This is a genomic window from Bacillus sp. 5RYD7K (assembly GCF_059831465.1).
In genome coordinates this window covers 1,978,738-1,999,421 of the sequence record NZ_CP191200.1, presented here as the reverse complement: position 1 = coordinate 1,999,421, position 20,684 = coordinate 1,978,738, and the positions used below count along the sequence as shown (strand labels likewise).

At 47.1% G+C, this 20,684-nt stretch carries 21 protein-coding genes; 4 read left to right on the top strand and 17 right to left on the bottom strand.

The features are described 5' to 3' along the window. Positions 1–120: 120 nt before the first annotated feature. The 4 genes from accA to dnaE all read right to left on the bottom strand — a co-directional run bounded on the left by accA (position 121) and on the right by dnaE (position 6,992). On the bottom strand, positions 121–1,098 hold the full coding sequence (accA, locus tag ACQE26_RS10070) for an acetyl-CoA carboxylase carboxyl transferase subunit alpha (protein WP_016938600.1): 978 nt from the start codon (positions 1,096–1,098) through the stop codon (positions 121–123). Continuing rightward, positions 1,083–1,955, bottom strand: coding sequence for an acetyl-CoA carboxylase, carboxyltransferase subunit beta (accD, locus tag ACQE26_RS10065; RefSeq protein WP_500469213.1), 873 nt, complete (start codon positions 1,953–1,955; stop codon positions 1,083–1,085). The genes accA and accD overlap by 16 nt, the downstream gene beginning before the upstream one ends. A gap of 326 nt (positions 1,956–2,281) precedes the next feature. Next, positions 2,282–3,514, bottom strand: coding sequence for an NADP-dependent malic enzyme (gene ystJ, locus ACQE26_RS10060; RefSeq protein ID WP_060964568.1), 1,233 nt, complete (start codon positions 3,512–3,514; stop codon positions 2,282–2,284). Positions 3,515–3,653: 139 nt separating this feature from the next. Further along, on the bottom strand, positions 3,654–6,992 hold the full coding sequence (gene dnaE / locus ACQE26_RS10055) for a DNA polymerase III subunit alpha (RefSeq protein ID WP_500469211.1): 3,339 nt from the start codon (positions 6,990–6,992) through the stop codon (positions 3,654–3,656). A gap of 143 nt (positions 6,993–7,135) precedes the next feature. On the opposite strand from dnaE, the gene ytrH reads away from it, so the two are divergent. From ytrH to ACQE26_RS10040, 3 genes are all read left to right on the top strand, one after another. Next, positions 7,136–7,477, top strand: a complete 342-nt coding sequence (gene ytrH / locus ACQE26_RS10050; protein WP_016938596.1) for a sporulation membrane protein YtrH — start codon at positions 7,136–7,138, stop codon at positions 7,475–7,477. Then, positions 7,474–7,977 (top strand): sporulation membrane protein YtrI, encoded by a 504-nt coding sequence (gene ytrI, locus ACQE26_RS10045; RefSeq protein WP_016938595.1) that lies wholly within the window; start codon positions 7,474–7,476, stop codon positions 7,975–7,977. Before ytrH ends, ytrI begins: the two co-directional genes overlap by 4 nt. Before the next feature lie 105 nt (positions 7,978–8,082). Next, positions 8,083–8,274, top strand: a complete 192-nt coding sequence (locus tag ACQE26_RS10040) for a YtzJ family protein (protein ID WP_013353167.1) — start codon at positions 8,083–8,085, stop codon at positions 8,272–8,274. 17 nt (positions 8,275–8,291) lie between these two features. On the opposite strand, the gene ACQE26_RS10035 is transcribed toward ACQE26_RS10040, so the two are convergent. Then, positions 8,292–9,233, bottom strand: a complete 942-nt coding sequence (locus tag ACQE26_RS10035) for a DHH family phosphoesterase (protein WP_095241499.1) — start codon at positions 9,231–9,233, stop codon at positions 8,292–8,294. A gap of 115 nt (positions 9,234–9,348) precedes the next feature. Between ACQE26_RS10035 and ACQE26_RS10030 the strand changes: the two genes are divergently transcribed. Next, positions 9,349–9,651 (top strand): YtpI family protein, encoded by a 303-nt coding sequence (locus ACQE26_RS10030; protein ID WP_003152434.1) that lies wholly within the window; start codon positions 9,349–9,351, stop codon positions 9,649–9,651. A gap of 28 nt (positions 9,652–9,679) precedes the next feature. Here ACQE26_RS10030 and ACQE26_RS10025 read toward each other — a convergent pair whose 3' ends face one another. The 12 genes from ACQE26_RS10025 to ACQE26_RS09970 form a co-directional block, all read right to left on the bottom strand. Beyond that, positions 9,680–10,996 carry a CBS domain-containing protein gene (locus tag ACQE26_RS10025; RefSeq protein ID WP_060964565.1) on the bottom strand — a complete coding sequence of 439 codons (1,317 nt, stop codon included), beginning with the start codon at positions 10,994–10,996 and terminating at the stop codon, positions 9,680–9,682. 138 nt (positions 10,997–11,134) lie between these two features. Then, complete coding sequence (locus ACQE26_RS10020; RefSeq protein ID WP_049627161.1) at positions 11,135–11,821, bottom strand: metal-dependent hydrolase; 687 nt, start codon at positions 11,819–11,821, stop codon at positions 11,135–11,137. Positions 11,822–11,881: 60 nt separating this feature from the next. Further along, positions 11,882–12,649 (bottom strand): SDR family oxidoreductase, encoded by a 768-nt coding sequence (locus ACQE26_RS10015; RefSeq protein ID WP_500469208.1) that lies wholly within the window; start codon positions 12,647–12,649, stop codon positions 11,882–11,884. Positions 12,650–12,784: 135 nt separating this feature from the next. After that, positions 12,785–12,913, bottom strand: coding sequence for a hypothetical protein (locus ACQE26_RS10010; protein ID WP_014470818.1), 129 nt, complete (start codon positions 12,911–12,913; stop codon positions 12,785–12,787). A gap of 73 nt (positions 12,914–12,986) precedes the next feature. After that, positions 12,987–14,363: an argininosuccinate lyase gene (gene argH, locus ACQE26_RS10005; protein ID WP_500469206.1), complete on the bottom strand. Its 1,377-nt coding sequence runs from the start codon at positions 14,361–14,363 to the stop codon at positions 12,987–12,989. Continuing rightward, positions 14,360–15,571, bottom strand: coding sequence for an argininosuccinate synthase (locus tag ACQE26_RS10000; RefSeq protein ID WP_500469204.1), 1,212 nt, complete (start codon positions 15,569–15,571; stop codon positions 14,360–14,362). Before ACQE26_RS10000 ends, argH begins: the two co-directional genes overlap by 4 nt. Positions 15,572–15,722: 151 nt before the next feature. Continuing rightward, positions 15,723–16,235, bottom strand: coding sequence for a MogA/MoaB family molybdenum cofactor biosynthesis protein (locus tag ACQE26_RS09995; protein WP_500469202.1), 513 nt, complete (start codon positions 16,233–16,235; stop codon positions 15,723–15,725). Positions 16,236–16,336: 101 nt separating this feature from the next. Further along, complete coding sequence (locus tag ACQE26_RS09990) at positions 16,337–17,524, bottom strand: acetate kinase (RefSeq protein ID WP_060964561.1); 1,188 nt, start codon at positions 17,522–17,524, stop codon at positions 16,337–16,339. A gap of 313 nt (positions 17,525–17,837) precedes the next feature. Further along, entirely contained in the window at positions 17,838–18,824 is a 987-nt protein-coding gene (locus ACQE26_RS09985) for a class I SAM-dependent methyltransferase (RefSeq protein WP_500469201.1), read from the bottom strand. A 61-nt stretch (positions 18,825–18,885) separates the two neighbouring features. Continuing rightward, positions 18,886–19,389 (bottom strand): thiol peroxidase, encoded by a 504-nt coding sequence (tpx, locus tag ACQE26_RS09980; protein ID WP_500469199.1) that lies wholly within the window; start codon positions 19,387–19,389, stop codon positions 18,886–18,888. A 116-nt stretch (positions 19,390–19,505) separates the two neighbouring features. After that, on the bottom strand, positions 19,506–19,946 hold the full coding sequence (ytfJ, locus tag ACQE26_RS09975) for a GerW family sporulation protein (protein ID WP_016938584.1): 441 nt from the start codon (positions 19,944–19,946) through the stop codon (positions 19,506–19,508). A 12-nt stretch (positions 19,947–19,958) separates the two neighbouring features. Further along, complete coding sequence (locus ACQE26_RS09970) at positions 19,959–20,648, bottom strand: DUF2953 domain-containing protein (protein ID WP_500469197.1); 690 nt, start codon at positions 20,646–20,648, stop codon at positions 19,959–19,961. Positions 20,649–20,684: the final 36 nt, after the last annotated feature.

Here is a 20,684-nt window from a genome sequence, read left to right as displayed (position 1 = left end):
CGCCTGAGCTCCCATGAAACCTTACCTATTATACAATTAAATAAACTGTTTTTAAATAAAATTTAAGGAATATCACAAAAAACACAAAAAATAAACGTGAGCCATAGGCTTCACGTCTATTCAGTTTGCCCCGATATATTGATCCTCAACCGAAACTTTTCCGATGGCCTTGTATTTTTCGTAGCGCTGTGAGATCAATTCTTCGGCGTTCAATGGAAGAAGAGATTTTAATGTTTCTTTAAGGATGCCGTCAATGTAGCCCGCCTGCTGCTTAATATCATGGTGAGCTCCGCCCTTCACTTCTTTAATCATATTATCTATAATTCCTAATTCTAATAAATCGGGCGCAGTAATCTTCATGGTTTCAGCCGCTTTTTTGGCAAGGCTTGAATCTTTCCACAAAATGGACGCGGCTCCTTCAGGAGAAATAACGGAATACGTCGAGTTCTCCAGCATCAGCATGCGGTTGCCCACACCTAATGCAAGCGCCCCTCCGCTGCCGCCTTCGCCGATGACGATACAAACGACAGGCACTGTCAGGCCGGCCATTTCGAACAGGTTCTTAGCAATGGCTTCACTTTGTCCCCGTTCCTCCGCCGCTTTGCCCGGATACGCTCCCTTCGTGTCGATGAAGCAGATAATCGGGCGGTTAAACTTATCCGCCTGCTTCATGAGGCGAAGCGCTTTACGGTAGCCCTCAGGGTGAGGCATTCCGAAATTGCGGACAAGGTTTTCTTTCGTGTCTTTTCCGCGCTGATGACCGATGACGGTGACCGGCATGCCGTGATATTTGGCAACTCCGCCGACAATCGCAGCATCGTCTCCGTATGTTCTGTCTCCGTGGCACTCAAAAAAGTCGGTAAACAGGTATTGAATGTAATCAAGGGTCGTCGGCCGTTCGGGAAGGCGTGCGATCTGCACTCTGTCCCAAGGCTTCAGGTTTTTATAAATTTCATCCTGGAGCTTGCTGAGCCGGTCTTCAAGCCTTGCGATTTCAGCGCTTAAATCCATCTCCGAATCTTGGGTGAATTTTTTCAGTTCGGCGATTTTTGTCTGCAGTTCAATAACCGGTTTTTCAAATTCTAATCTTGCAGCCACTCACGCTCACCTCCTGTTTGGTGCATGTCCAGCAGAAATGCGAGTTTGTCTTTCATGTCGTTTCTGTGAATCACCGCATCAAGCTGGCCGTGCTTTAATAAAAATTCCGCCGTCTGGAAATCCTCCGGCAGTTTTTCTCCGATCGTCTGTTCAATAATACGTCTTCCGGCAAATCCGATCAAGGCGCCCGGTTCAGCGAAATTATAATCACCGAGAGACGCGAAACTGGCCGATACGCCGCCAGTCGTCGGGTGGGTCATAACCGAAATAATCAGCCCCTGCTCTTCACTGAACAGTTTCAATGCAGAGCTTGTCTTCGCCATCTGCATGAGGCTTAAGACCCCTTCCTGCATACGTGCGCCGCCGGAAGCGGTAAAGATGATGAACGGGACTTTTTCCTCTTTCGCTTTTTCAATTGCCAGCGTGATTTTTTCGCCGACAACCGAGCCCATGCTGCCCATGCGGAATGTCGAATCCATGATCGCGATAACGGCAGGGAATCCGCTGATGGTCCCTTTTCCGGTAACAACCGCTTCATTCTGCGATGTTTTCTCACGGTCTTTTGCGATTTTTTCTAAGTATCCCGGGAAACCGAGCGGGTTTTCAGATATCATTCCCTGGTTGAATTCTTCGAATGAATTTTCATCCAGGAGGATTTCAATGCGCTGCTTTGCATTCATCGGGAAATGGTGCCCGCAGTTCATGCAGACGCGCAGGTTTTTATCTAACTCTTTTGTGAGCATGATTTTTTTACATTTGGGGCACTTTGTCATAATGCCTTCCGGAACATCATGTTTTGCCTGCTCAGACGGCACGGAAGCATATTTTTTCTTTTTTGTGAATATATCCTTTAACAAATGATTACCTCCCTTTTGTGAAGGGTTCTCTTCACTGCATGTCTTCCGATTAGATAGACTTAATAATAACTTTACCGAAACTATTGTACTTTTTTTGTCAAACGGTGTCATCCTCCATTCGACATTTTTTGCTGAAAAGCAGGCGGAAACGGACGGATAACAGACCTTTAAAAGCGTTGCTCAGCCTTATCTGTCAGCGTTTTCAAAAGAAATAAAGATTCTGCTGAAATTTTTTTAAGACCTGCCCTTAAAAAAATGCCAGCAGTCCGTATATTGAACAGCAGCGCGTTGTTTTTCCCAACGCGCTGCCAATTCTTTTTGTGTTATTATTCGCCGATGACCGTGAGCTGTCTTGTTTTTTCAGCCACTTCTTCAGGGTCGACCGTAATTCTGGCGACGCCCGTTTCCATCGCCGCTTTCGCAACGGCTTTCGCAACGGCAGGAGCCACGCGTTTGTCAAATGGAGCCGGGATGACATAATCCGCGCTTAATTCATCCTCCGAAACGAGGGAAGCGATCGCTTCAACCGCAGCTATTTTCATTTCTTCGTTGATGTGAGTCGCGCGAACGTCAAGCGCTCCGCGGAAGATTCCAGGGAATGCAAGTACGTTGTTGACCTGGTTCGGGAAGTCAGAACGGCCTGTTCCGATTACGCTTGCGCCGGCTGCGCGCGCGTCTTCAGGCATGATTTCCGGATTCGGGTTGGCCATTGCGAAAATAATCGGATCTTTCGCCATGCTTTCCACCATTTCTTTCGTCAGAGCGCCTTCGACTGATACGCCGATAAAGACGTCTGCATCTTTAATGACATCCTGCAGCGAACCGTCATTGCGGTCTTGGTTTGTAAACTTGGCCACTTCGTTTTTCACCGCATTCATGCCGGCAGGACGCCCTTCGTAAATGGCTCCTTTAGAGTCGCACATCACGATGTCGCGAACGCCGAAATGGTAAAGAAGCTTGATGATCGCGATGCCTGCCGCTCCCGCTCCGTTTGCCACAACTTTAATGGATGACATGGATTTTCCTGATAATTTCAGCGCGTTTACAAGTCCGGCTACGGTTACGATGGCCGTGCCGTGCTGATCATCGTGGAAAACCGGAATGTTTGTTTCTTTTTTCAGGCGCTCTTCAATGATAAAACAGTTCGGCGCCGCAATATCTTCAAGATTGACACCGCCGAATGTCGGTTCAAGCAGCTTCACCGTGTCGATGATTTTGTCCACGTCGTTTGTGTTAAGCGCGATCGGGAATGCGTCCACGCCCGCGAAGCTTTTGAACAGAACCGCTTTTCCTTCCATGACCGGAAGTGAAGCTTCAGGCCCGATATTTCCGAGACCGAGAACCGCTGATCCGTCTGTTACGACTGCTACCATGTTCCCCTTCATTGTATAATCATATACTTTATTTTTATCGTCATAAATCTCTTTACAAGGCTCAGCTACCCCCGGAGAGTAGGCAAGGCTTAAATCGTCCGCATTTCTGACTTCCACCTTTGCTTTTGATTCAAGCTTTCCTTGGTTTACTTTGTGTAAATGTAACGCTTCTTCTCTTAATGACATGCTAAACACTCCTTTTAAGTACTTTGTTACATATTCTGCCGCATAGACTGGTACAATCTCTGGAGGTGAAAAATTTCAGAATCTTTAAATAAGATAGCACAATTGTTTCAATTGTATAACAAAACCATTGTTGTTACCACTATTTTAACACGACGTTTTCGCGGCCCAGCAGCTCTTTTAAACGGTATAACGCCTGATGGTCCGCCTGAATATGAAAGGTGTCGGGCAGCCTGATGGTCTGCTTGTCTTTTTCATAATAAAGATAAACGCCGGTTTCCCCTTTATGCTCCAGTAAAATACGCTTCATCTTTTCCAAAAACTCCTGATTGTGCCGGCCGCCTTCGATTTTGATGTAAACAGACGGCGTTCTGTCTGTCTCTGTCTCCTCAAGGAGAGAGGCGGATGACATGATGAATTGTGTCTTCTCCTGCCGCTCTTCCATTTTTCCGGCGGCGAATAAAAGCGCGCCTTCTTTTAACAGCGGAGACAGCCTTCTGTATTGGTCAGGAAACACGACGGCTTCCATTTCTCCCGTTTCGTCGCTTAATGTGAGAAACGCCATATGCTGACCTGTCTTTGTCCGAATCGTTTTGATGCCTGCGAGCAAAGCGCCGATCGACAGCTGCCCCTTAGACATCTGCCGCGCTTTTGCAATCGCTTGCGCCCCCCGTTTTTTCAAGAGATCCCTGAAAGCGGACAAAGGATGGCTTGAGAAATAAACACCGAGAGCTTCTTTTTCAAACCGAAGCTTGTCCACGAGCGGAAATTCCTCAGCCTCTACATATTTTGGCTTAATGGAGAACGATTCTTCCAAAAACAATCCCATTTGGTCATCGTCTGCACGAAAAAGTTCAGCGTGCTCTAAAGCGACATCAACGGAGGCCAGCAAGGAGGCGCGGTTTTGATTGAATTCGTCCATGGCGCCAGAAAATATAAGGGCTTCGATTGTTTTCCGATTAACGCTTTTTGCAGGTACGCGAAAGCAGAAATCGAAAAGATCCTCGAACGGTTTATGTGTTCTTGCTTTATAAATATCTTTCACTGCCGAGACGCCTACGTTTTTCACGGCCCGCAAACTGTATCTGACGGCTCCGTTTTCCGGCGCAAACGGAAAACCGCTCTTGTTTATTGACGGCGGAAGAACTTGAATCCCGCTCCCCTTCGCTTCATGCAAATATTGCGATATTTTGTCCTCATTGCCGATGACGCTCGTCAAAAGACCGCACATAAAATATAAAGGATAGTGCGCTTTTAAATAGGCGAGCTGATAGCCGATCATGCTGTATGCGACAGCATGGCTTCTGTTAAATCCGTAGTTGGCGAATTTGACAATCAGATCGTAGACCTCGTTTGCAGTGACTACAGAATACTCCTTTTTTAAGCACCCTTCAACAAAATGGCTTCGCTCTCTGTCCAGAATGTCTTTTTGTTTTTTGCTGACAGCCCGTCTGAGCAGATCCGCTTCACCTAATGAAAACCCTGCCATCCGCGAGGCGATCATCATAATCTGCTCCTGATAGACGATGACGCCGTACGTGTCACTGAGAATATTTCTTACATCCTCATGCGGCACTTCCACACGCGCCCGCCCGTGCTTCCGATCGATAAATAATGGAATATTTTCCATCGGCCCCGGTCTGTAAAGCGCATTCACCGCGACAATGTCTTCAAGCCTCGACGGCTTCAAACGCTTCAGCACGCTCCTCATTCCTGATGATTCCAGCTGAAAAATGCCCGTCGTATCGCCGTTTGACAATAGGGAGAACGTTTTTTCATCCTGGTAAGAAATCTCGGAAAAATCAATTATCGTATTCGTCTCTTTTTCAATCATCGTTTTAATGGATTCAATAAGCGTCAAGTTGCGCAAACCTAAAAAGTCCATTTTCAAAAGACCCAGATCTTCCAAGTGATCCATCGCATACTGCGTTAAATACACGCCGTCATGCCCTTCTTGAAGAGGGACAACTTCAGAAAGCGGATCTTTACTGAGAACAACGCCGGCCGCGTGTGTTGACGTATGCCTCGGAAGACCTTCAATTTTCCTGGCGATCTGAAACACTTTATGAAGAACGGCGGATTCAGACAGCCGCCTGTTCAGCTGAGCGGACTGCCGCCTCGCTTCCTCAAGCGTCATTCCCGGCTTTGACGGAATCAGGCGGGCAAGCTGGTCAGCTTCTTTCGGATTGATCCCGAACACTCTTCCAGTGTCTCTTAACGCCGCCTTTGCGGCCAATGTTCCGAAGGTGATAATCTGGGCGACGTGCATGGCCCCGTACTTATTTTGTACATACTGAATGACCTCATCCCTTCTCGTATCTGGGAAATCGATATCAATATCGGGCATGCTGATCCTCTCAGGATTAAGAAACCTTTCAAACAGCAGAGAATGTTTCAGCGGATCCACGTCTGTAATGAAAAGAGAGTAAGCGACAAGCGAGCCTGCCGCAGATCCTCTTCCCGGGCCTGTCACAATGCCCTTTTCATGCGCGTACTTCATAAAGTCCCATACGATGAGAAAATAATCACTGAATTTCATGCGCCTGATGACGTCCAGCTCATATTCAAGCCGGCGCACAGCGCGCTCATCAGGAGTGCCGAAACGGAGACGCAGCCCCTCGTGACAGACTTCCGCCAAATAATCATCGGCTGATTTTCCGTCCGGCGCCGGAAAAGACGGAAGGCGTGTCTGTCCGAGGCTGACATCGACCCGGCATTGCCCGGCGATACGCGCGGATGCTTCAATCGCTTCCGGATGCCGCGTGTAAAGCTCCGCCATCTCTTCAGGCGGCCTCAAGTGTAAATCCGGCAGATTCCCGCTCTGATCCTCCCATTTCTCACCGGCTTTAATGGCGCACAGACAGCGGTACGCATCTTGATCTTCTTTCTTGATATAACGGACATCCCCCGCCGCGCAGACTGGGATTTCCGTCTCGGCTGACAGGCGGAGAATATCTTCCGATAACGTCTCATGACCTTTGAACGGCTGGTATCCTAAATAAAAACGGCCTTCTCCGAACAGTTCCCGGAATCCTTCGGCAGCTTTGACCGCTTCTTCAAATTTCCCGGCTTGCAGCAGACCTTCAATGTACCCGTTTTCACCGGGCGTAATGGCGATCAGCCCCTCATGATAGCTCTTCATCCATTTTCGCTTCATGCCGCCCTTTGCTATGGATTGCAGCGCACTTGAGATTTTCAGCAGGTTCTGATATCCGGTGTTTGTCTCCGCCAAAAGAACAAGCGGGTGTGCTTCAAGCTCCGTTTCGTCCGTGTATATAGAAGCGGTCAGACCGATAATCGGCTTTATTCCGTTTGACTTGCATGCTTTATAAAACTCAATGGCGCCGTACAGCACATTTTCGTCGGTCAGCGCCAATGAAGAATAACCGAGCTCCTTCGCTTGTGTAACAAGATCTTTTACAGAAGCGGCGCTGTTTAACAGGCTGTAGCCGCTATGTACTTGCAGATGAACAAAAGACAATGCCGCCACTCCTTTCCGTATACGTTCATTTTGCCTTTCTACATTATAAGACGGGTTTTCTTAAGAAACAAATGTTCTTTTTTGACTCATCATCATACTTGTCCGCTTTGCTCAATATGATAGAAAAGTGAGGTGGTGTATATATGGATCAGGAAGCCGGCTTTATGGCGAATTTTATCAGCAGTTATTTTATCGCCCTCGGCGTTTTGCTCGGCGGAGCGCTCATCGGCGGCGTCGGAGCTTATTTATCAGGCGAGCCTCCGCTTACGGCGATTACAAAATTGGCGAACAGGCTGAAGATCTGGGCGCTTGTCGCGGCCATCGGAGGAACATTTGACGCCGTATACAGTTTTGAGCGGGGGCTGTTTGAAGGCAACACGCGCGACATCTTCAAACAGCTTCTATTAATTATTTCAGCGATGGGCGGCGCGCAGACCGGCTGGCTGATTGTGTCATGGCTGGCTCAGGAGAATATGCCTTCATGAGAATTCCCGAGTATTATAAAAAACCGGGATGGCAGCGTTTTTTTGCGGGAATGATGTGCGGAGCCATCGTCAGCTGGCTGTTCTTTCTGTTTACATACGGAACGTTTCAGGAAGAACAGGTGACGTTAATTGAAAAACAGCGGGAGCACGCACGGGATTTGAAAAACCAGATCTCCATCTATCAGAAAGATCTTCATAAATTAAATGAGGATAATAAACAAAGACTGCTTATCCAAAGTGTTGATGTGAAGCTGATCAATGGGGAAAAATACAGAATCGCCCAGCCTGATAAGATGAAATTTGAAGAACAGGTGAAAGATGATATTTCTGAAGTCATCACAAAGGATATTGAGAGCGTGTATAAAACAAAGGAGCTTTTAAAACGGACGATTGAAAACAAGGTGTACACCATAAATGAAAAGGAATATAAAGCTCAAGTAAAGGAACTGACGATTTATACGAGATTGTCTGTCGAAATTCATATTTCTTTTGCGACGTAATTATGTCATTTTTAAAAAATTTCCATAGATCTGTCGCTTTTTTCTCCGCTTTTTTATAAACTGTAAATGAGACATTTTCAATGCTTCTGAAGGGAGGAAGGGAAAATGGAGGTTTTTAGTGAACGCCGCCTGGCAAAAGATCATGCAGACCGAATCAGAAAAGGCTATTCCGCATATGCAGAAACAGACACACTCGCTTCCCTCATAAAAAAAGAACTCCAAATCTGTAATCTCCGCGTCTACGAAGACCTGACTGAATTCGGCTGCTGGTTCATCCCCGTGACAGATGAACACTAAGAAAGAGGGTCTCCCCTCTACTTGTGTTCGTTACATATCTCTTCAAGATCAGCAAGAATCGGACCGGTTTCATCCCAGCTGAAGATGGATGCGCCGGCTGCAAGCGGATGTCCGCCGCCATTGTATTTCCGGGCAATTCCGTTGATGACCGGACCTTTTGAACGGAACCGGACTCTGATTTGGTCGTCTTCTTCTACGAAAAACACCCAAGCGCGAATGCCGGAAATATTTCCGAGTGTTCCGACGAGCTGCGACGCTTCAGAAGCGGTGGTTCCATATGTCTCCAAAATGTCTTTTTTAATGAAAACGGAAGCGACGCCGTTTTCAGACAATGACACATTTTGATAAATAAAGCCATTCAGCTTCACCACATTTAATTTCGTTTCATACAATTGATTGAACAGGTCTGACGATGAAAATGGGAACTCAATGAGCTCTCCCGCGTATTTTAATGTCTTTTTTGTGGTGTTCGGGAATAAGAAGCGTCCCGTATCACCGACGATACCCGCGTAGATCAGCTCAGCTGCTTTCGTATTCAGCTTCCAGCCGTGCTGCTTTCCTTCCAGGTACAGTTCATAGATCATTTCGCTTACGGAGCTTGCATTCGTATCGACCCATAACAGATCGCCATACGGATCTTCATTTGGATGGTGGTCTATTTTCATGAGCTTTGCGCCGGAATGGTAGCGCTGATCGTCGATCCGTGCTTGGTTTGCCGTGTCGCACACGATGACAAGAGCATCTTTGTAGGTTTCGTCACCCACCTCATCGAGGGAATATAAGAAAGACAGGGACGGCTCAGGCTGTCCGACGGCAAAAATATTTTTTTCGGGATACGTTTCCCGCAGGATTTCCGTAAGGCCGCACTGTGATCCGTAAGCGTCCGGGTCAGGCCTCACATGTCTATGTAAGATAATGGTGTCATATAATGATATGGTTCTGATCAATTCGGATTTCATCGTTTTCTCCTTTTGTTTTTATTCATTTAATCATACTCTTTATCCATGGAAAAGGAAAATCTTTCAGCAACGGTATAAACGGTTTTGCAAACTCATATAATGGAGGATTTCATTTATGCTGGTTTTTGTTTTTCTCATCGGGCTTTCTGCCTGCTTTTACGTGTATTACAAAGTAAAAGGCATCCAGACGAAACGGGCGCTGGAGAAGGAATGTTTTTCGGCTAAATCAAGTATGGCGTTAGGCGCGCTGGTGCTTTTGTACGGAGTAAACCAAATGATTCTGTTTCACTCCGTCCTGACCCTCGTCATCGGCGGCGTCTTCATTTTAATCGGAGCAGGCAGCGCATGGGCAGGGTATAAAGCCTATAAGCATTATGAACCCATCCATGCAAAAGAAGCGGAGAGAGACCACGCATAATGAATGTCAAGGGACCGAGATGCGTCCCTTAACTTCTCTCCATCAGCTGCACCATGAGCATCGCTTTTGAAACGATGCCGCTTTGGCTTGACACTTCCACTTCCATTTTTCCGAATTTCCGGCCCGCTTCTAAAATGCGCGGCTTCACTTCAATGACCGATTCCATCTGCACGGGCTTTAAGAAGAAAATCGTAATGCTTTCAATGACCAGCTCGCCGCGTTTGCGGGACCGTAAAAATCGGCTGGCGGCCTGAGTTAAAATCGTTGTAAACACCCCGTAAGAAATCGTCCCGAGCTGATTGGTCATCTGCGGCGTGACTTCATATTGATAAACGGCCGGCGTTTTGTCATCTTCCTCTTCTTTAAATCCCCTTGAAACGATATCATCAAGTTTTTCCCCGACCTGAGGCTGCTTTTGAATCATTTGCAGCGCTTTTAAGACGTCCTGACGGCTGATCATGCCGATCAACCTGTGGTTCCCGTCTGTCACCGGGAGCACTTCGATTCCTTCCCAAACCATCATTTGAGCCGCTGAGGCGACAGACGTTTTCCCGATGACCGTGACAGGGTTTTTGGTCATTACTTTTTCAATCGGGACTGATCGGTCATGTCCGGCGATATCTTTCGGTGTGAGGATCCCGTGGATTTTCATCTGCTGATCGATAACCGGAAAGCGGCCGTGTCCGGTTTCATCGTTTTTTTCGTACCATTTCTCCAGTTTATCTTTAGGAGACAGCGTCACTGTCCGATCGGCGGGAGTCAAAATGTCCTCCACGAGCACAATCTCTTTTTTTATGAGCTGATCATAGATCGCCCGGTTGATCATCGCGGCTACCGTAAAGGTATCATAGCTTGTGGAGAGAATCGGAAGCTCAAGCATATCGGCCAGCTCGATAATGCTGTCGTCGGTATTAAATCCTCCGGTTACCAAAACAGCCGCGCCCGCTTCAAGCGCCTGGCGGTGGGCATTGATTCTGTTTCCGACGATTAACAGGTTCCCCGCCGCAGTATAACGCATCATCGCGTCAAGCTCCATCGCCCCGATCACAAACTTATTCAGCGTTTTATGCAGACCGGCTTTTCCGCCGAGCACCTGGCCGTCTATCACGTTGACAACCTCGGCGTATGTCAGCTTTTCGATATTTTCCTTTTTCTTCTGTTCAATCCGGATCGTTCCCACACGTTCAATAGTGGAAACGAACCCTTTATTTTCGGCTTCCTTAATGGCTCTGTAAGCCGTTCCCTCACTGACTTTCATTTCTTTCGCAATTCTTCTGACCGAAATTTTTTCACCGACAGGAAGCGAATCTATGTACGATAGGATTTGTTCATGCTTTGTTGCCAAGCGTTTCACCTCTAAGGACAGTCTTCTGCTTTTATTATAAGGGCACGGGGGATTCATTCGCAATGAGACGCCCGAAAAAAGGCGTCATCACAAAAAGACCTTCTGAACGTTTGGTTCAGAAGGTCTTTGACACATATGTCAGGCAAGCTCAATGGTCTCCCCGACCGCCATGACTTTGCCGACGCCTCCGGGCAGACTTTCAGCGAAAGCATCAGGGTCCTGTTCAATGACGGGGAATGTATTGTAATGAACGGGAACAACCTGTTTCGCTCTCAGCCATTCAGCCGCGAGTTTCGCATCTTCAGGCCCCATGGTGAAGTTATCACCGATCGGCAGAAACGCCAGGTCAATGTGATTCAGTTCCCCGATCAGTTTCATATCTGAGAACAGCGCCGTATCGCCGGCGTGGAAAATCGTTTTGCCGTCAATCGTTAATAAAATCCCGGCCGGCATCCCGGTGTATGTGATGGTTTTGTTTTCTGCATCAGTGACCGCTGATCCGTGGAACGCCTGTGTCAGTTTCACTTTGCCGAAATCAAATTGGCGCGCCCCGCCGATATGCATCGGGTGGACGTTTAACCCTTTAAAGCCGAGATAAACGGCCAGTTCGTTCGGCGCAATAACGAGTGCGTCGTTTTGTTTGGCGATCTGCTCTGTATCTCCGACATGGTCATTGTGTCCGTGAGTAAGCAGAATGACATCCGCTTTCACTTCTTCCGGCTTCAGATTTGTCAGACTGTTTCCGGTTAGGAACGGATCGAAAATAATGTTATGGGTTTTCGTTTCCACTTGAATGACAGAATGTCCGTGATAAGTCACTTTCATCGTTTTCACCTCATAAAAAATTAATATTTATCAAGTTCCCTTTTTGACAAACGAAAAAACTTACAGGGATTGATGCCTGTTAATCACATTCAGCCCGCCAGTTGCTTCTATGACCGTTCCGGTGACAAGATCGGAATCCTCTTCACATAAGAAGGCGATGATTCTTGCAATGTCTTCTCCGGTTCCGGACCTCCCGATCGGCGTCTTTTCTTTCCCAATTTTCCGTCTTGCTTCTTCTATAGACGCTTCTTTCATATCTCCCACAATATCACCCGGGCAGACCATGTTGGCCGTGATGCCTGATTCGGCTTCTTCAATTGCAATGGTTTTCGTTAACGAAGCCAATCCGACTTTAGCCGCCCCGAAAGCGGAACGGTGAAGCCAGCCGGGGGCATGATCTGCGCCTTGGAAGCCGTATGTAATAATCCGGCCGAAGCGCTGCTGTCTCATTACCGGGATAACTGCTTTAAACAGATGGAAAACGGCGCTTAAATTCCCTTCAAGCATGCCATACCATTCGTCATCGGAGTAATCGGCAAGCTTTTTGCGCTCAAATATGTACGGCCCGGCGTTGTTAATCAGTATGTCAATTCTTCCAAACCGCTGAAGGGCTGCATCGGCGATCCGCATGAGATCTTCTTTTCGGGTTACATCGCCCTTAACGAATTGCAATCTGTCATGGCACCGGGGATAATCAGCCTTCAGACAAGCGACGGCTTCTTCGTCCTGTCTGTAATTCACTGTGACCGAAAAGCCTTTTTCCAGCAGCATTTCAGTCACTTTTCGGCCCAATCCCTTCGTTCCGGCAGTGATTAGAGCATGTCGCACATTGAATACCCTCCCCAGGCAACGTTGCCGCTTCAATAAAATAAAGTCGTTTCTCCCTCTACTTTACTATAAACAAGCGGCAATATCACTTTTTTGCACTTCATCCGCACGAAAAAAGCCGTCTTTACAGACAGCTTAATTTTCTGAAGGGGCTGAGGCTTCCTCCAGACCGACATAACCGCTTTGGTATGCCTCTGAGATGAGCCGGGCCGTTTCTTCACTTTCTTTTTCATCATAGATGTAACGGTCTTGTTCTTTGCGCATTCCTTCTACCTCCCATCATTATAGATGTAGCGTGTCTGATATGACGGGAAAATATGAAGGAAATTTTAGCAAATTAAACGCCGGCGCAGGCTTTTGCTTTTACGAGCGCCTGTTTTACCTGCTGAAAACCCGTTCCGCCGGCGCTCATTCTTTTTTCAACCGCATGATGCGGATCGAGCACGTTATAAATATCTTCTTCAAAGAGACGGCTGGCTTGAAGGAATTCTTCAAATGCCATATCACTTAAAAAGATTCCTTTTTCAATACAGCTGTACACAAGCTTGCCGACCACTTCGTGCGCTTCTCTGAACGGCATGCCTTTTTTGGCTAAATAATCGGCAAGTTCCGTCGCGTTTGAAAAATCTTGTTTTGTCGCCTGTTTCATAATGTCTTTGTTTACGGTCATCGTTTCAATCATGCCCGTAAAAATCTGAAGGCTTCCTTCAACGGTTTTCACCGTGTCAAACATGCCTTCTTTATCTTCCTGAAGGTCTTTGTTGTATGCGAGCGGGAGCCCTTTCATAATCGTGAAAAGCCCCATCATATCACCGTATACGCGTCCGGTTTTTCCGCGGATCAGCTCCGCCATGTCCGGGTTTTTCTTCTGCGGCATCATGCTGCTTCCCGTTGCGTACGTATCATCCAATTCAATGAATCTGAATTCCTGCGAGCACCATAGAATGATTTCTTCCGAGAAACGTGAAAGGTGCATCATCAGCATACTGCTGCTGCTTAAAAACTCGAGAATAAAATCTCTGTCGCTGACCCCGTCAAGACTGTTCTCATAAATGGAGTCAAAACCGAGCAGCTCCGCCGAATAGCTGCGGTCTATCGGAAACGTCGTTCCGGCAAGCGCCCCGCATCCGAGAGGCGATATGTTAATCCGCTTCAGCGCGTCACGGAAACGCTCTTTATCCCGTTCAAGCATCCAAAAATAGGCGAGCAGATGGTGGGCGAAAGAAATCGGCTGGGCCCGCTGCAAATGGGTGTACCCCGGCAGAATGGTCTCGACATTGGCCTCTGCTTTCTCGATCAGCGCTTTTTGGAACTGTTCAATCAGCCCGATGATATGGGAGACATGATCTTTCAAATATAGATGCATGTCTGTCGCCACTTGGTCGTTCCGGCTTCTGCCTGTATGGAGCTTTCCGCCGAGCGGTCCGATTTCTTCAATCAGCATTTTTTCAATGTTCAAATGAATATCTTCATAATCAACAGAGAATTCAAGCGTCCCTTCCTCTGCTTTTTGCAGGAGGGTCTGCAGCCCTTGACGGATGGCGCCTTCTTCTTCCTCCGTCAGAATGCCGCATTTTTTCAGCATTGCCGCATGAGCGAGAGACCCTGTAATATCCTCTTTGACTAAGTTTTGGTCGAATGTGATGGATGCACCGAACTCATCGACCCACTTTTCCGGTGTTTTTTGAAAACGGCCTCCCCAAAGCTTCTTCATGCTTCAATCTGCTCCTTCTTTTTCACAATGCTGTTTACTTTTGTCGGCAGTCCCCAAAGCTCGATAAAGCCGATTGCCGCATGATGGTCAAACGCATCGTCTTTTGTATATGTCGCAAGTTTTTCATCGTAGAGAGAAAATTCCGACTTGCGTCCTTCTACAATGGCATGGCCTTTAAACAGCTTGACGCGCACAACGCCGGTGACATGCTTTTGGGTTTCTTTCAGGAATGCAAGCAGCGCGTCTTTTAACGGTGAGAACCATAAACCGTTATAGATGATTTCAGACAGTTTTTGTTCAATTGCCGGCTTGAAGTGAGCCACTTCTTTCACTAAAGTCAGATCCTCAAGCTCTTTGTGAGCCGTAATCAAAGTCATTGCGCCCGGGCATTCATAAACTTCACGGGACTTAATGCCGACCAGGCGGTTTTCGACATGGTCAATCCGGCCGATGCCGTGTTTTCCGGCAGTCTCATTCAGCTTGAGAATCAAATCAGCAAGCGGGTAGGATACACCGTCGATTGAAACCGGCACACCGGCTTCAAATGCGATTTCGATGATTTCAGGAACGTCCGGCGTATTTTCAAGAGATGCTGTCAGGTCATATGCCCCTTCAGGCGGCGCCGCCCACGGGTCTTCTAATATACCGCATTCATTGGCGCGGCCCCACAGATTCTGGTCGATGGAATAAGGGCTGTCAAGATTGATCGGAATCGGTATGCCGCGGCTTGCAGCGTATTCAATTTCTTCTTCACGCGACCATTGCCACTCACGGACCGGAGCGATGACCTCCAGATCAGGGTTCAATGATTTAATGGATACTTCAAAACGAACCTGATCATTGCCTTTTCCTGTGCAGCCGTGCGCCACGGCCACTGCGTTTTCCTTTTCCGCGACTTCAACGAGTTTTTTCGCGATTAACGGGCGGGACAGTGCAGATACGAGCGGATACTTCCCTTCATACATTGTATGAGCCTGCATAGAAATAAGCGCGTACTCTTGGGCGAATTCTTCTTTTGCATCAATCACATACGAATTTACGGCGCCTACTTCCAGCGCTTTTTGCTGAACGAATGCCAAATCCTTTCCTTCCCCTACGTCTAAGCAGCATGCAATCACATCGTATCCCTGTTCTTGCAGCCATTTTATCGCTACAGAAGTATCAAGACCTCCTGAGTATGCCAATACAACTTTTTTCTGTTCTGCCATGTTAAAAGCTCCCTTTGTATAAAAATTAGTTTAAATTAATAAAAATGCATTTTGTATGTATACACTGTAACAAGTAAATTCTGTTTTTTCAAGCTTTTTATAAAAAAAACTCCACCCAATTTTTTGAGCGGAGCAAAGCCTTTTTATCCATTTATAAGTCTTTTCGGATCTCCCGGAGCACATGGGGCAGTTCAGGAATAATCAATTTCTTCATTGCAAGCTTGACGGCGCCTGAGGAGCCCGGCGTGCAGAAGACTGCGGTATTTTGGATCACACCCGCTGACGCTCTGGACAAAATGGCGGCGGAACCGATGTCCTCCGTATAGCTCAGCATGCGGAACAGCTCGCCGAATCCCGGGAGCTCTTTTGAAAACAGCGGCGTGACCGCTTCAATGGTGACATCCCTTTCGGCAATGCCCGTCCCTCCGTTTAACAGCACCGCATCTGTATATTCATCCATACAGCCGGATAAAACGGCTTTCTGCAATTCACCTTTCTCATCTTTTACGATGTCATAAGCGACCGTCTCAAATCCCGCTTCCCTGATGAAATCCATCATGACGCGCCCGCTTTTATCGGTTTCTTTCGTTCTTGTGTCGCTGACTGTGATCACTTTGCAGCGCACCGCTGACGGGGCCTCCTGTTTATGTTCATGCACACTCATTGTTTCACCTCATCATTTATGTACTAAGCATATCGTAACGTTTGGTGCTTCAGCATTCAATAGAAAAGCACATCCTTAAAGGATGTGCTTTTTTTCGATCATTATTGTGCAAGGCGGACAACGTCGCGCGCGATCATGACCTCTTCATCAGTCGGAATAATGATGACTTTGACAGGAGAGTGCGGGTAGCTGATAAACGCTTCCTCGCCGCGCACGTTGTTCAGTGCAGGGTCCCAATAAACGCCCATGAATTCTAAGCCGCGAAGCACGCGTTCTCTGACTTCAACGCTGTTTTCACCGATACCCGCAGTGAAAATAATCGCGTCAACGCCGCTCATTCTCGCAGCGTAAGAACCGATGTATTTATGGATTCTGCTTGCGAACACTTCAAGCGCCGTTTCCGCTCTTTCGTTGCCTTCTTTTGAAGCTTCTACGATATCGCGAAGGTCGCTTGAGAAACCGGATATGCCAAGCAGTCCGCTCTTTTTATTTAATGTATTTAATACTTCATCAGCCGTCTGATCCGTTTTTTCCATAATGTACGGAATCAATGCAGGGTCGATGTTTCCTGAACGCGTTCCCATCGCAACACCTGCAAGCGGTGTGAAGCCCATTGACGTATCAATTGATTTTCCGCCTTCTACGGCTGCGATACTTGCTCCGTTACCCAGGTGGCAGGAAATCAGGCGCAAGTCTTCAATCGGACGGCCAAGAAGCTCAGCTGCGCGCTGTGTCACGTATTTATGAGATGTGCCGTGGAAACCGTATTTGCGGATGCCGTATTTTTCGTAGTATTCATACGGAAGGCTGTACAAGTAAGATTGCTCAGGCATCGTTTGGTGGAACGCCGTATCAAATACTGCAACCGCAGGTACATCCGGAAGCACTTCTTTAAAGGCTTTAATGCCGACGATGTTAGCCGGGTTGTGAAGCGGCGCAAGTTCTGAAATCTCTTCAATCTCACGGGTTGTTTCATCCGTAAGCAAAACAGAATCGCTGAATTTTTCTCCGCCGTGAACAACACGGTGGCCGATTCCGTCAATTTCATTTAAATCCTTTATAATACCGAATTCAGTCAGCTTGTGAAGCAGCATCTTCACCGCGACCGCATGATCCGGAATATCTGTCACTTCTGTATTTTTTTCGCCGTTAACAGAGATTGTGAAAACGCTGTCGGCAATACCGATCCGTTCTACTAAACCTTTTGTTAGCACCTTTTCTGAAGGCATTTCGAATAGCTGAAATTTTAAAGATGAGCTTCCTGCGTTAATTGCAATAATTTTAGACATAAATGACGCTCCTATCAAAATTCTTCTTCGTTTGTTTCGTTCTTTTTTCCCAGACCGTAACTGCAGTCCAAAAAATATCTGACTTTTCCATTTAAACATTGTCAACTCAGCATTTCAAGTCAACATCCATATTGGCACCGCTTACAAAATGAAGTCATTATTTTCTGATAAATCTGCACTGTGCCAAATGGACGGCTCGGTCTTACGGAATGTTATGTTCTTTCCTTAAGTTGTGTCAGCACCCTGATATCCATTCATTTTCAAAAGCAAAAAGCAGTGCGGGATTTTGCGTCCCCACCCTGCTTTTTCGCCATTATTTTTCTTTTTGAATCCATTGATCCAATTTTGCCATCATCTCCCGCATCGCCTGCTGGTTTGCGAAGGAGGGAAGATTGGCCAGAAGCGTTTGTTTCGGCGGCTTTGCGCCTTCGCCTTTTTTCTGCAAAATTAAAATGCTCTTTGCCTGCGCTTCGTCTTTAAACAGAGTAGCCGGCAGCTGAAGAAGGGCGTTGATATACACTTTTTCCGCAAAAAACCGCTTCAGTTTATCGCTTTGGGCGCTGTCAAACAGATGGTTCGGAATCATAAAAAACAAGTATCCGCCCGGCTTTGTATGCTTGACGCTCTGCTCAATGAATAAGTGGTGGGCAAATGAGTGGCCTTCATCCGCTTTCAGTTCAAACGCTTCTGCGCCTTCGTCATTCGGATAATAGCCGACCGGCAAATCGCAGAGGACCGCATCAGCCGGTTCGATAAATAACGGCTGAAGACTGTCCTGGCAGAACAGCTCCATTTCTTTTTCCTGCAGATTCGCCTGGGCATAAGCGAGCTTCAGAAGGACATCATCGATTTCAATGCCGAAGCTTTTTGCCGCTTTGTCAGAAAGCTGGTTTGCCGCGGTCAATAGAAGGTTTCCGGTGCCGCAGGCTGGGTCCAGCAATGTCAGGCCTTTTTGGCCGCCCGTAAATTTATTCACGAGGTAACTGATGAAAAGGCCGATCGTATCAGGCGTCATCTGTCTGTTCGGATGGGATTTATCTTTCAATCCTTTTAAAATGGCGAGCTGGAACGCCTTGCGGATCCATTCAGGCTCCCATTGTTTGAAGTCTGCTTTCGCAAGCAGGCTTTTAAGCTGTTCGGTTTGTTTTTCCTGAAGCCGAAGCTGTTCGGCCGTTTCGAGAAAATACATCTCTCCCGCTTCCGCAAGCCCCTCAATATAAGACACCTGAAGGCCTTCTGCTATTACTTGGGCGGCTTCATCTAAAAGTTCGTAAATCTGACCGACATGGTCGTGTTGCATGCTGTTTCCTCCTTGCCATGAAAAGAGCTCCGCGGCAGCACCCGGAGCTCTTTTTCTCTCTTTACTTGATTAACGCTTTTGCAGCTTCGATAGGCTTTTCATAATTCGGGTGGTTTGTCGCTTCGCTTACGTATTCCGCATAAATGACTTTTCCGTCCTGATCAAGAACGAATACGGAACGCGCCAAAAGACGAAGTTCTTTGATGTAAACACCGAATGCTTCACCAAATGACATCTCTTTATGATCCGATAATGTTTCAACTTTGTCGATTCCGTTCGCTCCGCACCAGCGCGCTTGCGCAAACGGGAGGTCGGCGCTGATTGTATAAACGTTCACATCGCCGAGTTTTGCTGCTTCTTCGTTGAAGCGGCGCGTCTGCGCGTCACACACGCCTGTGTCAATGGAAGGAATAACGGATATGATCGTTACTTTCCCTTTCATATCTGCTAATGTCTTCTCTTCTAATCCGTTTGTCAAAACCGTGAAGTCAGGAGCTTGGTCACCCGGTTTCACTTCTTGTCCGATCAGCGTCACGGCTCCGCCTTTAAATGTAATCTCAGCCATTCTGATTCCTCCCTTATCTATGTATAGCTCTATCATAGTCGAGTTTTATGCAAACTGCAAAGGTTATGCCGCATCGTAAAAAAAAAGCTAACTGCGGGCGGCAGTTAACTTTTCTGTTATAAATCAATATCCGTTCTTTTTTGGTTCCGGCCTTTTTCATTTTTTTTAAACATATGCTGGATGCGTTCAATCGTTTGAGGCGCGGAGTCTAACAGTTTATCAATCAAATGGGTGTTCTCGTCTAAATGAAGCATACGCACGCCGTTTGTTCCGACAATCAGAAACGCAATCGGCGTAATGGATACTCCGCCGCCGCTTCCGCCGCCGAACGGGAGCTTCTGCTCTTTTCTTTCGTCGTCCTCGGTTCTTTTTTCAGCCGGTTTTGCTCCAAACTCGCTTCCGCCCGCCGCAAATCCGAAGCCGACCTTTGAAACCGTTAAGATTACGCTGCCGTCAGGCGTTTCAACCGGATCACCGATGATTGTATTCACATCAATCATTTCTTTTAAATTTTCCATAGCGGTTTTCATTAAACCTTGAATGGGATGGTCTGCCATGTGCGCTCCTCCTTAAACTGATGAATCATTCTTTGAAGCAACCGGAACCGGCTGTTTCTTTCGTATGATAGAAAGTCCGTTCCGCCCGTATTTGAGCAATTTGAAAGCTGCACCTATAAGATGTCCAAAACGAAAAAAGAATATACACTGCAAATGCGTCTTGGATGCAGGCACTTGAAAAGACGGAATGACTTCGCACACCGGTTTATGTATAAAACGCAGATGGTCATACAGCAACGACGTAATGCCTCCCTTTACGGCCCACAAGCCGCCGGCGGCGATTCCCGTAACGGCGGCGTCCTTTATTCCGATAACCGTCACCCATTCGAACTTCGTCACGCGGACCCCCGCAAGAAATGAGGCGCCGATTTGACGCATTCTGACGACCTGCTGCAGAATCATTTCTATTCTGTGAATGGTCTGTTTGACATCTTCATATGTGATTTTTTTCTTCTCTTTGTGCTGACCCTTTATTTCAGATTTTGTGTCTTGCTTGACATCAATTGACGCATCTTCGCTGTTTACTTTAATAACGGGCAACGTTTTTTTAAAACGGATCAGCCCGTATAAGGCAGAGAGTTTAAACGTCATTTTGTCGTTATCTTTATCATGCAGATATTCGAAAGTCAGATGGATTTTCATCCTCATGAGCAGCCAGAACAAAATGAGAATGAGAATAACAGCTGCTGCGGCATATCCCATAAGCTTCACTTCCTTAGCTGCATTATCGCCAAAACA

What these genes read in the sequence shown, in the direction of transcription:
- ystJ (WP_060964568.1), bottom strand. Translation starts at nt 3,514, where the DNA reads ATGTCATTAAGAGAAGAAGCGTTACATTTACACAAAGTAAACCAAGGA.
- ytrH (WP_016938596.1), top strand. Translation starts at nt 7,136, where the DNA reads ATGGATCAGGAAGCCGGCTTTATGGCGAATTTTATCAGCAGTTATTTT.
- ytrI (WP_016938595.1), top strand. Translation starts at nt 7,474, where the DNA reads ATGAGAATTCCCGAGTATTATAAAAAACCGGGATGGCAGCGTTTTTTT.
- ACQE26_RS10040 (WP_013353167.1), top strand. Translation starts at nt 8,083, where the DNA reads ATGGAGGTTTTTAGTGAACGCCGCCTGGCAAAAGATCATGCAGACCGA.
- ACQE26_RS10035 (WP_095241499.1), bottom strand. Translation starts at nt 9,233, where the DNA reads ATGAAATCCGAATTGATCAGAACCATATCATTATATGACACCATTATC.
- ACQE26_RS10030 (WP_003152434.1), top strand. Translation starts at nt 9,349, where the DNA reads ATGCTGGTTTTTGTTTTTCTCATCGGGCTTTCTGCCTGCTTTTACGTG.
- ACQE26_RS10020 (WP_049627161.1), bottom strand. Translation starts at nt 11,821, where the DNA reads ATGAAAGTGACTTATCACGGACATTCTGTCATTCAAGTGGAAACGAAA.
- ACQE26_RS10010 (WP_014470818.1), bottom strand. Translation starts at nt 12,913, where the DNA reads ATGCGCAAAGAACAAGACCGTTACATCTATGATGAAAAAGAAAGTGAA.
- argH (WP_500469206.1), bottom strand. Translation starts at nt 14,363, where the DNA reads ATGAAGAAGCTTTGGGGAGGCCGTTTTCAAAAAACACCGGAAAAGTGG.
- ACQE26_RS10000 (WP_500469204.1), bottom strand. Translation starts at nt 15,571, where the DNA reads ATGGCAGAACAGAAAAAAGTTGTATTGGCATACTCAGGAGGTCTTGAT.
- ACQE26_RS09995 (WP_500469202.1), bottom strand. Translation starts at nt 16,235, where the DNA reads ATGAGTGTGCATGAACATAAACAGGAGGCCCCGTCAGCGGTGCGCTGC.
- ACQE26_RS09990 (WP_060964561.1), bottom strand. Translation starts at nt 17,524, where the DNA reads ATGTCTAAAATTATTGCAATTAACGCAGGAAGCTCATCTTTAAAATTT.
- ACQE26_RS09985 (WP_500469201.1), bottom strand. Translation starts at nt 18,824, where the DNA reads ATGCAACACGACCATGTCGGTCAGATTTACGAACTTTTAGATGAAGCC.
- tpx (WP_500469199.1), bottom strand. Translation starts at nt 19,389, where the DNA reads ATGGCTGAGATTACATTTAAAGGCGGAGCCGTGACGCTGATCGGACAA.
- ytfJ (WP_016938584.1), bottom strand. Translation starts at nt 19,946, where the DNA reads ATGGCAGACCATCCCATTCAAGGTTTAATGAAAACCGCTATGGAAAAT.
- ACQE26_RS09970 (WP_500469197.1), bottom strand. Translation starts at nt 20,648, where the DNA reads ATGGGATATGCCGCAGCAGCTGTTATTCTCATTCTCATTTTGTTCTGG.